13 protein-coding genes are annotated in these 14,371 nt (G+C 66.5%); 9 read left to right on the top strand and 4 right to left on the bottom strand.

What is annotated here, in order from left to right; translation table 11 throughout:
- The first annotated feature begins 340 nt into the window (after positions 1–340).
- Positions 341–2,239, top strand: coding sequence for an ATP-binding cassette domain-containing protein (locus tag AC1RDS_RS11035; RefSeq protein ID WP_348683538.1), 1,899 nt, complete (start codon positions 341–343; stop codon positions 2,237–2,239).
- A gap of 92 nt (positions 2,240–2,331) precedes the next feature.
- Positions 2,332–2,739 carry a hypothetical protein gene (locus AC1RDS_RS11030; RefSeq protein WP_092698058.1) on the top strand — a complete coding sequence of 136 codons (408 nt, stop codon included), beginning with the start codon at positions 2,332–2,334 and terminating at the stop codon, positions 2,737–2,739.
- A gap of 30 nt (positions 2,740–2,769) precedes the next feature.
- Here the strand turns inward: AC1RDS_RS11030 and AC1RDS_RS11025 are convergent, their stop codons facing one another.
- Positions 2,770–4,230 (bottom strand): aminotransferase-like domain-containing protein, encoded by a 1,461-nt coding sequence (locus tag AC1RDS_RS11025; RefSeq protein WP_348683482.1) that lies wholly within the window; start codon positions 4,228–4,230, stop codon positions 2,770–2,772.
- Positions 4,231–4,363: 133 nt separating this feature from the next.
- Here AC1RDS_RS11025 and AC1RDS_RS11020 point away from each other — a divergent pair, with 133 nt between their 5' ends.
- From AC1RDS_RS11020 to AC1RDS_RS10990, 7 genes are all read left to right on the top strand, one after another.
- Entirely contained in the window at positions 4,364–4,963 is a 600-nt protein-coding gene (locus AC1RDS_RS11020) for a LysE family translocator (RefSeq protein ID WP_287879742.1), read from the top strand.
- A 41-nt stretch (positions 4,964–5,004) separates the two neighbouring features.
- On the top strand, positions 5,005–5,940 hold the full coding sequence (locus tag AC1RDS_RS11015; protein ID WP_287879751.1) for a DMT family transporter: 936 nt from the start codon (positions 5,005–5,007) through the stop codon (positions 5,938–5,940).
- Positions 5,941–6,085: 145 nt separating this feature from the next.
- Positions 6,086–7,273, top strand: coding sequence for an aminotransferase-like domain-containing protein (locus AC1RDS_RS11010; RefSeq protein WP_287879739.1), 1,188 nt, complete (start codon positions 6,086–6,088; stop codon positions 7,271–7,273).
- Between the two features lie 4 nt (positions 7,274–7,277).
- Positions 7,278–8,153 carry a PhzF family phenazine biosynthesis protein gene (locus AC1RDS_RS11005; protein WP_287879736.1) on the top strand — a complete coding sequence of 292 codons (876 nt, stop codon included), beginning with the start codon at positions 7,278–7,280 and terminating at the stop codon, positions 8,151–8,153.
- A gap of 294 nt (positions 8,154–8,447) precedes the next feature.
- Positions 8,448–9,536 (top strand): cyclase family protein, encoded by a 1,089-nt coding sequence (locus AC1RDS_RS11000; RefSeq protein WP_348683485.1) that lies wholly within the window; start codon positions 8,448–8,450, stop codon positions 9,534–9,536.
- Positions 9,537–9,572: 36 nt separating this feature from the next.
- On the top strand, positions 9,573–10,841 hold the full coding sequence (locus AC1RDS_RS10995) for an ABC transporter substrate-binding protein (RefSeq protein ID WP_287879732.1): 1,269 nt from the start codon (positions 9,573–9,575) through the stop codon (positions 10,839–10,841).
- Positions 10,842–10,854: 13 nt separating this feature from the next.
- On the top strand, positions 10,855–11,985 hold the full coding sequence (locus AC1RDS_RS10990) for an SDR family oxidoreductase (protein WP_348683487.1): 1,131 nt from the start codon (positions 10,855–10,857) through the stop codon (positions 11,983–11,985).
- 161 nt (positions 11,986–12,146) lie between these two features.
- Here AC1RDS_RS10990 and AC1RDS_RS10985 read toward each other — a convergent pair whose 3' ends face one another.
- The 3 genes from AC1RDS_RS10985 to AC1RDS_RS10975 all read right to left on the bottom strand — a co-directional run bounded on the left by AC1RDS_RS10985 (position 12,147) and on the right by AC1RDS_RS10975 (position 14,365).
- Entirely contained in the window at positions 12,147–12,890 is a 744-nt protein-coding gene (locus tag AC1RDS_RS10985; RefSeq protein ID WP_092698066.1) for an ATPase, read from the bottom strand.
- A complete protein-coding gene (locus tag AC1RDS_RS10980) occupies positions 12,887–13,135 on the bottom strand; it encodes a hypothetical protein (RefSeq protein ID WP_092698067.1) in 249 nt (82 codons plus the stop codon). Before AC1RDS_RS10980 ends, AC1RDS_RS10985 begins: the two co-directional genes overlap by 4 nt.
- A gap of 216 nt (positions 13,136–13,351) precedes the next feature.
- Complete coding sequence (locus tag AC1RDS_RS10975; protein WP_092698068.1) at positions 13,352–14,365, bottom strand: phosphotransferase family protein; 1,014 nt, start codon at positions 14,363–14,365, stop codon at positions 13,352–13,354.
- Between the last annotated feature and the right edge of the window lie 6 nt (positions 14,366–14,371).

Genomic DNA, 14,371 nt, shown 5'->3' with positions numbered 1-14,371 from the left:
GATCAGCAGAGCCTCAAATTCTAGCACGGTTTTTAAAGAACCGTCAAACTTTCGAAAACTTTCTCCCTCCAGATCCCGGCCGCTTGCAGCAACCAGATCCACCGAGCGAAGCCTTGAATTATATACCGGGTTTTTACCCAGTCCAACCCAAAACCATCTTCTTTTTTCCTCCGCATCCAGCACCCTCACGAAGAGGGCTCACGGCAGCGAAGCCGTAGACTATAGCACGGGAAAGCCACGTCCGGGGCAAGACTCCCACGATCTGCGCCATTTTGTCCTGAACCAGAGGAGGCCAATCGCCCCAGGACAGAAATGGATGCCCACGATAATCAGCGCCACTATGGCACTTATCACCCTTCTGGACGCCCAACTCGCATTTGGGCATGTTGCATTGCTGGACCACGCCGGCTTCTCCCTGGAAACCGCGGAGCGCATTGGTTTGATCGGGCGCAACGGAGCTGGCAAGTCGTCCCTGCTCAAGATTCTTGGCGGATTGGCCAAACCGGACGATGGCACTCTGCAGGTACAGCAAGGCGTGCGCATCGCCTACGTTGCACAAGAACCCGCACTGGACCCGGAAGCCACCATTTTTAAAGCGGCATCGGAAGGTTTGCAGCATGTCATTGCGATCCGGGACCAGTATCTTTCCGGAGCAGAAGGTCTCGACCTTGACGCACTGCAATCCGTGATTGAGGCTTACGATGCCTGGAACTGGGAACAGCGGGTTGAGGAGACGCTGCAGCGCCTGCACCTGGACCCGGATGCCAGAGTTGGCACGCTCTCGGGCGGGACCAAGAAGCGCGTCGCCTTGGCCCAGGCACTGGTGGCGCGGCCTGACGTGCTGCTGCTTGACGAGCCCACCAACCACCTTGATCTGGATTCCATCGAGTGGCTCGAAGATCTGTTGCTCGATTTCCCGGGCAGCGTTGTCACCATCACCCACGACCGGGCCTTTCTGGACAGGGTCGCCACGCGGATTGTGGAACTCGACCGGGGTCAGCTGCGCTCCTACCCGGGCAACTTCGCGCAATACCTCGTCCAGAAGGAAGAGCAACTGGCGCAGGAAGCGGTGATCGCCGCCAAGGCAGACAAGTTGCTGGCCCAGGAAGAAATATGGATCCGCAAGGGCGTGGAGGCACGGCGCACACGCAGCCAAAGCCGCATCACACGGCTGGAGCACCTGCGCGCGCGCCGCGAGGCGCGGCGGGATGTGGTGGGGAGCGTGAAGATGGATGTGGCCACCGGTTCGCAAAACGGCTACCAAGGCAAAATCGTGGCCGAGCTGAGCGGGGTCAGCAAGGCATTCGGCGACAAGACCATCGTGCGCAACTTCAGCGCCACCATTCTCCGCGGCGACAAGGTGGGCCTGATTGGCCCGAACGGCGCGGGCAAAACCACCCTGCTCAAGCTGATCCTGGGCGAGCTCCAGCCTGACGCAGGAACGATCCGCCAGGGAGCCAACCTGCAGGTCGCCTATTTCGACCAGATGCGCCATGCCATCAACCTCGATGCCACGCTGGAGGATTTCATCAGCCCAGGCAGCGAATGGATTGAAATCGGCGGGCAGCGCAAGCATGTCAAGAGCTACCTGAGCGATTTCCTGTTTTCACCCGCGCGCGCGCACTCCCCCGTGCGGTCCCTGTCCGGGGGCGAGCGCAACCGGCTTTTGCTGGCGCGCCTGTTCGCCCGCCCCGCCAATGTGCTGGTGCTGGACGAACCCACCAACGATCTGGACATCGACACCCTGGATTTGCTGGAGGAACTGCTGGAGTCCTACGATGGCACCGTGTTTCTGGTCAGCCACGATCGGACTTTCCTCGATAACGTGGTGACCAGCACCATTGCATTCGAAGGCGACGGACGGTGGCGGGAATACGAGGGCGGCGTGCAAGACTGGCTGGTCCAGTCCAAGCGCAGCCGGGCACTGGCCGCCGCTGCGCCTCAGGCACGTTCGGGGGCAACAGATATTTCAGAGAAAAATTCCCCCCAGCGCGCACCAGACAAGCCGGAACAGCTCCCAAAAAAGAAACTGAGCTACAAAGAGCAACGTGAGCTGGACCAGTTGCCTGAACGGATTGCCGAGCTGGAGACCGAGCAGAAAGCCCTGCAACAGGAGCTGTCCGACGGACAGCTCTACAGCCAGGACCCAGTCCGTGCGGCAACCCTGCATGTGCGCGAAGGCGAGATCGAAGAAGAATTGATGACCGCCCTGGAGCGCTGGTCGGCACTTTCTGCCTGACGAACGGCCGATCAACGCAAGGCGCCCTCCGAGCCTTGCTGCAACCGATCAGTTCCGATGGTGGGGGCGGTCAGCGGTTCCGCGCAATCGCGTTGGTTCCAGGACAGGACCTCGTCTGCTGCACCCTGGGCCAGGGCCTCTACAGCACCCACCTGAACCTGCGACCCGCGCGCGAAACCATGGTGACGCGGGCACAGCGCATGACGCATCTGCTCGATGAGGGCATGGAAAACAACCTGCGCCGTGAGATCTACCCGTACGGACTGCTGTCGCCACTGGACGATGCCATGCGAACCCCTGGCGCCATCCAGCGCCGCGTCCCGCTGTCCGAACGCATCGACGATGCCAACGCGCCGGACACCGGCCCCTATGGCCCAGGCCTGCAAGAGGCCCGTGCCATCCGCAAGCTGTGCAAAACCCACCCGACGGACATGGAAGAAGCCAATCGTGCGCTGCCGCGGGTGCTGGCCGACCTCGAAGTGGAACGCACAGCCGCCTGAACCTGCGCGGCCCGTTGCAGCGCAACGTGGCTACCGGCTCTGCGCCACCACCCGCTGGAACACGCGCCAGAAGGCGGCATCCTGCGTGGTGGTGAAGTTGATGCGCATCAGCGTACAGGGCTGCCGGCTGGCATGGAACAAGGCCCCGGGCGCCAGCAGGTAGCCCTCGTCCAGCATGCGCTGGGCCAGCACGTCGGTGTCCACGCCCGTCTCCACCCAGCCGAACAGCCCCGCCGGTTCGGCCGCAAAACCGCACCCGGCCTCCAGCGCCAGCTGCACGCTGCGCGTGCGCGCCTGGGCCAGGCGCAAGCGCATGCGCTCGGCGTGGCGGCGCAACTGGCCCTGGTCGATGCACAGGGCCAGCGCCTTCTCCAGGATGGACGGCGTGGTCAGGGTGGACAGCAGCTTGGTGTCGAGCAGCCGCTCCACCAGATCGGGCGGCGCCGCCAGGTAGCCCACGCGCCAGTTGGGGGCCAGGATCTTGGCGAAGCCGCTCACATAGATGGTGCGCCGCAGGCCGTCGAGCACCGTGAGCCGCGTGGCGTGCGCGGGCGCGATGTGGCTATAGGTGTCGTCCTCCACAATGTGGAAGTTGTGCCGCTGCGCCAGCTGCAGCACCTGGTGGGCACTGCCGGGCGCAAGGCAATAGCCCGTGGGGTTGTGGAACACGCTCACGCTCACGAACAGCTTGGGCGCATGGGCCTCGCAATAGCGCGCCATCACAGAGAGGTCGGGCCCGTCGGCGCGGCGCGGCACGGGCAGGATGCGCATGCCCAGGGCATCGAGCCGCGCAAACTCCACCGACCAGCCGGGCTCCTCCACCATGACCGGGTCGCCCGGGCGCAGCAGGGTGCGGCTGACAATGTCGAGCGCGTGCGTGGCCCCTACCGTGGTGATGATCTGCCCGGCCGGGGCGGGAATGTCCAGCCCGGCCAGCTTGCGCGCCAGCACCTGGCGCAGGCCGGGGTCGCCCATGGGGTCGCCATACTGGAGCGAGCCCTCCTGCAGCGCCCGGCTGGCCGTCACCTTGCGTACCGCCGCCGCCATGAAACCCGCCTCCAGCCATTCGGAAGGAAACACGCCGGAACCCGGCTGCGGATGGGTGGAGGCCTGGTGGAACATGCCCCGGATCAGCGCCGTGGCGTTGATGCGCGAACCCGAGGGCAAAGGCCCGGAGTCCCGGCGTCCATCCGGCATCGCGACTGCTGCATTTTGTATAGCTGAAAGCGCTTTTTTCTCCTGCGCTAGAGCCCCATTCTGTACAAAATCACGCACATAGAAACCGCGCTGGTTGCGAGCCTCCACCAGGCCCTGGGCCTGCAGCTGGTCGTAGGCGGCCACCACGGTGTAGGGGCTCACGCCCTGCTGGCGCGCGCATTCGCGCACCGAGGGCAGGCGCGTGCCTGCGGGCAGCAGCCGCGAGCGGATGCGCTCGGCAAAGCGCTCGGCCAGTTGCTCGGTCAGGGTGTGGTTGCTGGAACGGGTCAACATGCGGGGCCTCGTGCAGAAATGTCAACTGTGCTGACACAATCGCCATTACAGATCATGCCATTGTCGGTCAAACTGTATCGGCACTGTATTGCCATTGCTTCTACAGTAACAGCCAGCCCCCTCTTACAACGCCATGCCACCCGTTGAATTCACTGCCCTGCTGGCACTGGCCACCGCCATGAGCTTCAGCCCCGGCCCCAACACCACGCTGTCCACCGCGCTGGCGGCCAACCGGGGGCTGCCCCATGCCATGCGCTTTGTCTGCGCCGTTCCCGTGGGCTGGAGCGCCCTGCTGCTGCTGTGCGCGGGCGGCCTGGGGGCCGCGGTGGTAGCGGTGCCGGCGCTGCGCTGGGGCATCAAGGCCGTGGGCATTGCCTACCTGGTGTGGCTGGCCTGGAAGCTCAGCCAGAGCGGCCAGCTCGGCGAGGCCGATGCGGCCCGCATGGACGTGGGCTTCTGGCAGGGTGCGGCGCTGCAGTTCGTGAACATCAAGGCATGGCTGCTATCGCTGACCATCGTGGCGGGATGGATCGTCGGGCGCGGCGACAGCCTGCAACGCCTGGCCGTGGTGCTGCCGGTGATGGCGCTGTATGCGCTGTCCAGCAACCTGGTGTATGCCGCCGTGGGCGCACTGCTGCGCCACTGGCTGGCGCACGGCCGGCGCCTGCTGTGGTTCAACCGTGCCATGGCGCTGGTGCTGGTGGTGACGGCGGCCTGGATGGTGCGCGCATGAGCGGGCCCGTGTCCGCATCCGTTGCCAGCCCGGACGTTGCAATGCCGTCCACCGCGCCAGCGCCCCATCCGCACACCACCCCCGAGGCCCGTGGGTTGGCCCTGGGCCTGCTGGGCGTCATGATCTTTGCCCTGACCCTGCCCATGACGCGCCTGGCCGTGGGCACGCCAGAGGCTCCGCTGATGTCGGGCCTGTTCATCGCCATGGGGCGCGCGGCCGTGGCCGGGCTGCTGTCGGGCGCCCTGCTGCTGGCCCTGCGGGCACCCCTGCCGCAGCGCGCCGACCGGGGGCCGCTGGTGCTGACGGCGCTGGGCGTGGTGTTCGGGTTTCCGCTGCTCACCTCCATCGCCATGCGCCATGTCAGTGCCGTGCATGCCAGCGTGATCGTGGGGGTGCTGCCGCTGGCCACCGCCGCCGTGGGTGCACTGCTGCACCGCCAGCGCCCGTCGCCGGCGTTCTGGGCCTGCGCGCTGCTGGGCACCAGCCTGGTCGTGGCTTTTGCCGTGCTGCGTTCGGGCGGCGCCGGGCTTTCGCTGCACCCGGCCGACCTGCTGCTGCTGGGCGCCATGCTGTGCGCGGCCATGGGCTACGGCTTTGGCGCACGGCTGTCGCAGCACATGCGGGCCGAGTTCGTGATCTGCTGGGCGCTGGTGATCTCGCTGCCTGTCACGGTGCCGCTGGCGGCGCTGTCGCTGCCCGCAGCACCCATGCCGGCGCTGGCCTGGGGCGGTTTTGCCTATGTATCGGTGTTTTCGATGTGGCTGGGCTTTTTTGCCTGGTACCGGGGCCTGGCGCTGGGCGGCACGGTGCGCGTGAGCCAGGTGCAACTGGTGCAGCCTTTTCTGGGCATGCTGTTTGCCGTGCCCCTGCTGGGAGAGGGCCTCGATGCCGTGAGCGTGGGCTTTGGCCTGGCCGTGATGGCCACCGTGTTGCTGGGCCGGCGCATGCCGGTGCGGCCACGGCCCGCCTCGGCATGACGATGGCGACACCTCGGGGCATTGCGGCCGCGGGGCGGGTTACAGTGCGGACCCATCGGCCCACCCGCAGGCCGGTACCACGCCGCACAACGGCTTTTTTTATGGATGACAAGCGCCCCTGGCGGGCGCCACTGGAGATGACTGCATGACGAACTGGACCCTGGCCGCACGCGCCGCCAAGATGAACCCTTCCGCGATCCGCGAGATCCTCAAACTCACCGACAAGCCCGGCATCATCAGCCTGGCCGGCGGCCTGCCCTCGCCCAAGACCTTCCCCCTGCAGGAGTTCACCGCGGCCTGCAACACCGTGATGGCGCGCGACGGCGCCGCCGCCCTGCAATACGCCACCAGCGAGGGCTATGCCCCCCTGCGCCAGGCCGTGGCCGACATGCTGCCCTGGGCGGTGGACCCCGATCAGGTGCTCATCACCACCGGATCGCAGCAGGCGCTCGATCTGATCGGCAAGGTGTTCCTCGACAAGAACAGCCGCATGCTGGTGGAAACACCCACCTACCTGGGTGCGCTACAGGCCTTCGCGCCGCAGGAACCCATCGCCGTGAGCGTGGCCAGCGACGACGACGGCATCCTCGTGGAAGACTTTGCCGCCAAGGCCGGCACCGGCACCGACAAGGCCCGCCTGGCCTATGTGCTGCCTAACTTCCAGAACCCCACGGGCCGCACCATGACCGAGGCACGCCGTGCCGCGCTGGTGGCCAAGGCAGCCGAACTGGGCATTCCACTGATCGAGGACAACCCCTACGGCGACCTGTGGTTCGGCGAGGCCCCGCCCGCACCCCTGACCGCGCGCAACCCCGACGGCTGCATCTACATGGGCTCGTTCTCCAAGGTGCTGGCCCCGGGCCTGCGCCTGGGCTTTCTGGTGGCGCCCAAGGCCATCTACCCCAAGCTGCTGCAGGCCAAGCAGGCTGCCGACCTGCACACGCCCGGCTTCAACCAGCGTGTGGTGGCCGAAGTGATCAAGAACGGCTTCCTCGATCGCCATGTGCCCACCATCCGTGCGCTCTACCAGCAGCAGCGCGACACCATGCTGGCCGCACTGGAGCATGAGATGGCCGGCCTCGGCGTGCAATGGACGCGTCCGGCGGGCGGCATGTTCCTGTGGGTTCGCCTGCCCGAGGGCGTGGATGCGCAGGCGCTGCTGCCCACGGCGGTGGAGCGCAATGTGGCCTTTGTGCCCGGCGCACCGTTTTATGCCGAACACCCCGACACGCGCACGCTGCGCCTGTCGTACGTGACGGCCAGCAGCGACGAGATCCGCACCGCCATCGCGGCGCTGGCGGCAGCCATCCGCGCCCACCAGGCGAAGGACTGAAACCATGCGCCAGCGCCCCTTCCGGCAGGTGGATGTGTTCACCGCCCAGCCCTACCTGGGCAACCCGCTGGCCGTGGTGCTGGACGGCGAGGGCCTCACCACCGAGGCCATGCAGCAGTTCACCGACTGGACCCATTTGTCCGAGGCTACCTTCCTCCTGCCCCCTACGCCGGAAGGCCGCGCGGCCGGGGCGGATTACCGCGTGCGCATCTTCAGCCCCGGCCGCGAGCTGCCGTTTGCGGGCCACCCCACGCTGGGCAGCTGCCATGCCTGGCTCGAAGCCGGTGGCCAGCCCCACACGGCGGGCCGGGTGGTGCAGGAATGCGGCGTGGGCCTGGTGGCGCTGCGCCAGGACGGCGACCGCCTGGCCTTTGCCGCGCCGCCACTGATCCGCAGCGGCCCGCTCGACGAAGCCGATGTGGCCCGCATCGCCCAGGGCCTGGGCGTGGCGCGCAGCGACATCCTGCACCATGCCTGGTGCGACAACGGCCCGAACTGGCGCGGCGTGATGCTGCAGTCGGCTGCACAGGTGCTGGCGCTGAAGCCCGATGGCGCCATCCTTGACGGGCTGGATGTGGGCGTGGTCGGCCCGCGCGGCAAGGTCGGGGTGGTGGGCAGCAGCGATGAACACGGCATCGCCTTCGAAGTGCGCGCCTTCTTCCCTGGCAGCAACGGCCTGAGCGAAGACCCCGTCACCGGCAGCCTGAATGCCGCGCTGGCGCAATGGCTCATCGGCGCGGGCCTGGCGCCCACGCACTATGTGGCCAGCCAGGGCACCGCGCTGGGCCGCGCCGGGCGCGTGCATTTGGCACAGGAAGGCAGCGACATCTGGGTGGGCGGCAGCACGGTGACCTGCGTGCGTGGCGAGGTGCTGCTGTAAGGGCACCCTCCACCGCGGTCACTCCCGCGCCCCGCCTCCACCTCCTGAGCCATGCCCGCGCAGACGTTCACGGTGCGCTCAAACAGCATTCCATCGGTTTTGCCTACCGAAACCCGGCCTGCCTGAGATAGCGCTCTCCAACCCCAGTCGGTGCCAATTCCTATGTCAGACGGAAGGGTTTACCCCATCCTTGATTTCATTCTTTGAAATTTTCACTGATGGGTTTGACGTGCGCCGCCCCGCCCAACACCATAGTCTCCACATCCGCGGTCACCAGCGGCAGGAGACAACAGCATGCGATGGAAACAACGCCCGCCCGGTTCGAACTGGGGCGATTTCGGGCCCGATGACCAACTGGGGCGCGCCAACCTGATCGGGCCGGAGCAGGTGCGCAAGGGCGCCCAGGAAGTGCGCGAGGGGCTCAGCTATTGCCTCTCGCTGCCGCTGGACTACCCGGGCGGCAACGCGCTCAATGCACGGCGCCATCCTCCGCGCCTGTCGCCCACGCGCAATGGTGAGCGGCCGTACCTCAACTTCCCGCTGGGCCACGTGGTTGCAGGCGCCACCGATGTGATCAGCGACGACCAGGTGCTGCTGTCGCTGCAGTACTCCACGCAGTGGGACTCGCTGGCCCATGTGGGCTCGCTGTTCGACGCCGAGGGCGATGGCCAGCTGCGCACCACCTACTACAACGGCTACCGGGGCCACGAACATGTGCTGGGACCGGTGGACCATGGCCTGCCGCAACGCGACGCACAAGGCGCACCCGGCCCCTACCGCCCTGTGTGCTGCGCGGGCCGCCCCGCCGACGCCAGCGTGGCCCGTGCCCTGGGCGTGGAGAACCTGGCCAAAAAAGGCATGCAGGGCCGCGCAGTGCTGGTGGACCTGGCCCGGATCTGGGGCACCGACTTCCAGGACATCGGCTACGAGCAGCTCATGCACGCCATGGCGCAGTGCGGCGCCACGGTAGAGCCGGGTGACATGCTGCTGCTGCGCACCGGCTTTGCGGGGCTGGTGCTGTCCATGCAAGGCCAGCCCGACGCCGAGCGCCTGCACCACAGCTGCGCCGCACTCGACGGCGGCGACCAGCAGCTGCTGCAATGGATCACCGACAGCGGCATCGCCGCCCTGGTGGCCGACAACTACGCCGTGGAGCGCCACCCGCCCACACGCGTTCCCCAGGACGGCACACCCTACCCCGTGCTGCCGCTGCATGAGCACTGCCTGTTCAAGCTCGGGCTGCCGCTGGGTGAGCTGTGGTACCTCGACGAGCTCGCCGAAGCACTGCACGCCCGGGGGCGTACCCGCTTTTTGCTCACCGCGCCGCCCCTGCGCCTTCCCGGTGCCGTGGGCTCGCCAGTCACGCCCATCGCCACCCTCTGATTCCACCAACCATCCCTACACACACCAGGAGACAACATGAGCCACTTCACCCCCCTCAACTCCACTCCCCGCAGCGCCTTGCAGCGCGCCTGCCGCGCGGCATGTATCGGCTTGGCCATCGCCGCCGCGACCACGGCCGCCACGGCGCAGGATGTCAGGATTTCCGACGACGTCGTGCGCCTGGGCATCCTCACGGACCTGGGCGGCCCCTTTGCCGACATCACCGGCCCCGGCAGCGCGGCCGCGATCCAGATGGCCATCGACGACTTCGGCGGCCAGGTCTTGGGCAAGAAGATCGAACTGCTGGTGGTGGACCACCAGAACAAGGCCGACATCGCCGCCAGCAAGGCGCGCGAATGGTTCGACACCGGCAAGGTGGACGCCATCATGGACGTGGCCGTCTCCGCCCCGGCGCTGGCCGTGCTGGAAGTGGCCAAGCAAAAGCAGAAGGTCATCATCTTCAACGGCCCCGGCACCGACCGCCTCACCGGCGACCTGTGCATGCCCAGCACCGTGCACTACGTGTACGACACCTACGCATTGGCCAACGTCACGGCCAGCGCCATCACGCAGCGCGGCGGCAAGGACTGGTTTTTCATCACCGCCGACTACGCCTTCGGCCACAGCCTGCAGGACCAGGCCAGCGCCGTGGTCACGGCCCAGGGCGGCAAGGTGCTGGGATCGGCCAGGCACCCCATTGGCGCGACGGACTTCGCATCCTTCCTGATCAGCGCGCAGAACAGCAAGGCCCAGGTCATAGGCCTGGCCAACTCCGGCGGCGACACCGTGAACACCATCAAGGCTGCGCGCGAATTTGGCCTGACCCAGGGCAAGAACAAGCAGACCCTGGCCGGCCTGCTCATGTACATCAACGACATCCACGCCATCGGCCTGCGCACGGCGGGCGGCTTGATGCTCACCGAGGCCTTCTACTGGGACATGAACCCCGAAACACGCGCCTGGTCCAAACGCTATTTCGAGAAGATGAAGAAGATGCCCAACATGAGCCAGGCGGGCGCCTACTCATCCACCATGCACTACCTCAAGGCCGTGCAGGCCGCCAAGACCGACGACACGGCCAAGGTCATGGCGCAAATGAAGGCCACGCCGATCAACGACTTTTTTGCCAAGAACGGCCACATTCGCGAGGACGGCCGCATGGTGCATGACATGTACCTGTTCGAGGTCAAGTCGCAGGCCGAATCCAAGTACCCCTGGGATTACTACAAGCTCGTGGCCACGGTGCCGGGCGACAAAGCCTTCCTGCCGCTGTCGCAGTCCAAGTGCCCGATGCTCAAGAAGTGAGGACCGTGCGGCCATGACGACACCCCTGCAAACTGCACTGATCGTCGGCGCCACGGGCGTGGTGGGCCAGGCCTGCCTGCGCCATTTCGCCAGCCTGCCCGGCTGGCGTGCGATCGGCGTGGCACGCCGCCCTATCCTGCCGCCGCCCGGCGCTGAAGGCCTGCAGCTAGACCTGCAAGACGCAGGCGCCTGCGCGGCCGCACTGGCAGGCCGCGACGACATCACCCATGTGGTGTACGCCGCCGTCTATGAAAAGCCCGGCGGTCTTGTCGGAGGCTGGCAAGACCAGGACCAGATGCGCATCAACCTGCAGATGCTGCGCAATGTGGTCGAACCACTGGACCGCCCCGGTGGCCCGCTGAGCCACGTCACCATCATGCAGGGCGGCAAGGCCTATGGCGTGCACATCCACCCCCAGATAGCGGTGCCCGCACGCGAGCGCTGGCCGCGCGACGCGCACGAAAACTTCTACTGGCTGCAGGAAGATTTCCTGCGCGAGCGCCAGGCCAGGGCTGCCAGCCACACGGGGTGGCACTACACCATCATGCGACCGCGCATCGTGTTCGGCGACGCGATGGGCAGCCACATGAACCCCATTCCGGCCATTGGCGTGTACGCCTGGCTGCGCCATGAACAAGGCCTGCCGCTGGCCTACCCCGGCGGCCCCGCGCGCGTGAACCAGGCCATCGACGCCGACCTGATTGCCCAGGCCTGCGCCTGGGCCGCACAGTCGCCCAACGCGCGCAACGAAACCTTCAACGTGGAGAACGGCGACGTGTTCGTGTGGCAGAACGTCTGGCCCACCGTTGCCGATGCGCTGGGCATGGCGGTGGGGGAGCCCGAGCCGCAGTCGCTCGGTGCCACCCTGGCGGGGCAGCAACGGGCCTGGGAACGCATCGTGGACAAATACCGGCTGGCCGCGCCGCGCGAGCTGGCGGCCTTCATCGGCCAGGGCGCGACCTACGCGGACTTCCAGATGAACCACGGCAAGACAGGTCCTTTGCCGCCGGTGATCATGAGCTCGGTCAAGATTCGCCAGGCCGGATTTGCGGCATGCATCGATACCGAGGACATGTTCCGCAAATGGTTTGGCCAGCTGCAGCAGCGCCGGCTGCTGCCCAGCGCCGCGCAAGCGCGGACATGAAGATAGAGCGCATTACCAGCACCATCGTGGGCCTGCGGCTGCGCCGCGCGCACCGCCTGGCCATGACGACCATGGCCGGCCACACACCTTGGTGGTCGTGCAGATGCACACGTACGAGGGCGTGACCGGGCGGGTTGGCGCTGCCGCGCTCGTCGCTGCGCCTACTCGTCGCTGGCTAACTTGTCCAACAACGCGGTCTTGAACCAATACGGCATCAAGTCTGTTTTCATTTCCAGATCGGCGTCGTCCGTCACCTCTGCCACCCATACACGCTCGCTGCCCGAGTTGTCAAACAGGTAAGCCCGGTCTGCACAAGTGACAGCATCCGCCAGCAAAGCCAAAGACCGGTGGTAGCGTTCAACGATTTTGTCTCGCGGCACATCGTGCTTGCCCATGCGAACCCGGTGAGCCACCCGCGAAATGTTGATCTCGGGGTCCTCGGTCGCAACGTAGTACAGATAGGTTCTGAACCCTTGCTTGCGCGCACGGCAGAAAAAATCCACCTTGGCCCGTGCCGACATCACCGTCTCGAAGGTGAATGACTCCTTGCGGCGCAGCAGGTCATTCCGAATGAAATCCACCAGCACCGAGGCGAAGTACGAATTCACCGCCACGGCATAAAAAATGACACGGTCTTCTTCCAGCCGGATCTTTTGTGCACTGGCGTCCAGCCCCTGCTGGCGCAGGAAGTCAGAACCCGCGAAGAAAGCCAGCAGCTCCGCCTGTGTGGTGTTGACACCGTAGGGTTTCAGCGACGCGAAACCCTGCGCACGGATCTCGGCCTCGATGTCATCGGCGTTGACATAGACGCCCAGCCAGTTGGGTTCCAGCACGTCCTTGAGGGTGCTTTTTCCCGAGCCGTTCGGGCCTGCGAACATGCGCAGCCGGGGCTTTACGGCACTCATCCAGCAGCGGTCACACGGGGCTTGAGCTTGAACTTGGCGCCCATGGCAACCTTCACAGGGCTGTGGATGGTGCGCACCACCTTCTCGGTACCGTCGGCATGCGTCTCGACCAGCTGGCCGTTGACGGCGCGCATGACTTTCCCGCTGGTGGTCAATGCCTGGTAGTGCGCGCGCTGAAAAGCACCCTGAGCCAGTTTAGGGATGCCGGCCTCCAGGACCTTCATGGATTCTTCAGTCATCTTCATGGCGTTACCTCAGTGACTTTCACTCTAGCACCAACGCCGGGCGTTTGCCGGATGGCACACCGCATGCCAGCCGCGTCCTGCCCAGCCGCTGACCCGCTCACATCGCGGCACCACCGCTTCAAGCTCCACCCTTGGGCGTGCACGCACGGTGTTGCCAAACAGGAAAGCCCCAAGTGCCGGTTCAGTCGCTGCGCGCGCCGGCGGCTTGGCTGCTGGTCAACCCGCAGCGCCGTGGCGCTGCGCCCATTCCCAGCCCAGCCGTGCCAGTGGCCCGGCCTTTCGCCCGGTCTCCTCGGCGTCGGCCGAGGCCGCGCTGCCATCGGCCGCGCGCTGCGCAATGCCGTAGAGGATGGCGGTCATGCGAAACAGGTTGTAGGCCATGTAGAACGACCAGTGCCCCTGCGCATCGCGCCCGGTGGCGGCCTGGTAGTCCGCCAGGTACTGCGCCTCGCTCGGAATGCCCAGCGCCGCGAAGTCGAGCCCGCCCATGCCGCGCCACAGCGCGGGCGGCACGTTCCAGGCCATGCAGTGGTAGGCCAGGTCGGCCAGCGGATGGCCCAGCGTGGACAGCTCCCAGTCCAGCACGCCGATCACGCGCGGCTCGGTGGGGTGGAACACCAGATTGTCGATGCGGTAGTCGCCGTGCACCAGGGTGGTTTCGTCGCCCTCGGGCAGGTGCGCGGGCAGCCACGCCATCAGGTCGAGCATCGCCTGGTCCAGCGGCACCGGCAACGCACGGCACTGGCGCGACCAGCGGTCGATCTGGCGCTGCACGTACTGGCCCGTGCGGCCGTAGTCGGCCAGGCCTACGGCCGCAATGTCCACGCTGTGCAGGGCGGCGATGACGCGGCCCATCTCGCGGTAGACGGCGGCGCGTTCGGCCTTGTCCATGCCGGGCAGGGCCGGGTCCATGAAGACGCGGCCCTCCAGGAAATCCATCAGGTAGAACGGCGTACCGACGATGGACTCGTTCTCGCAGTAGGCCAGCATGCGTGGCACGGGCACATCGCTGCCCTGCAGCGCCCGCATGACGCGGTACTCGCGGTCAATGGCATGGGCCGACGGGGCGAGTTGGCCGGCTGGCTTCTTGCGCAGCACGTAGGCGTTGTCACCGGCCGTGATGCGGAATGTGGGGTTCGATTGCCCGCCGGACAGCGGTGACACCTCGATCGCTTCAGCCCCGACCAGACCCTGAGCGCGCAGGTAGTCGGTCAGCGGCCCGAGGGGCATGGATGC

The sequence above is a fragment of the Acidovorax sp. GW823-FHT02H02 genome (assembly GCF_058797075.1).
The sequence above is the reverse complement of the archived record's forward strand: the minus strand, read 5'-3'. Positions and strand labels throughout refer to the sequence as shown.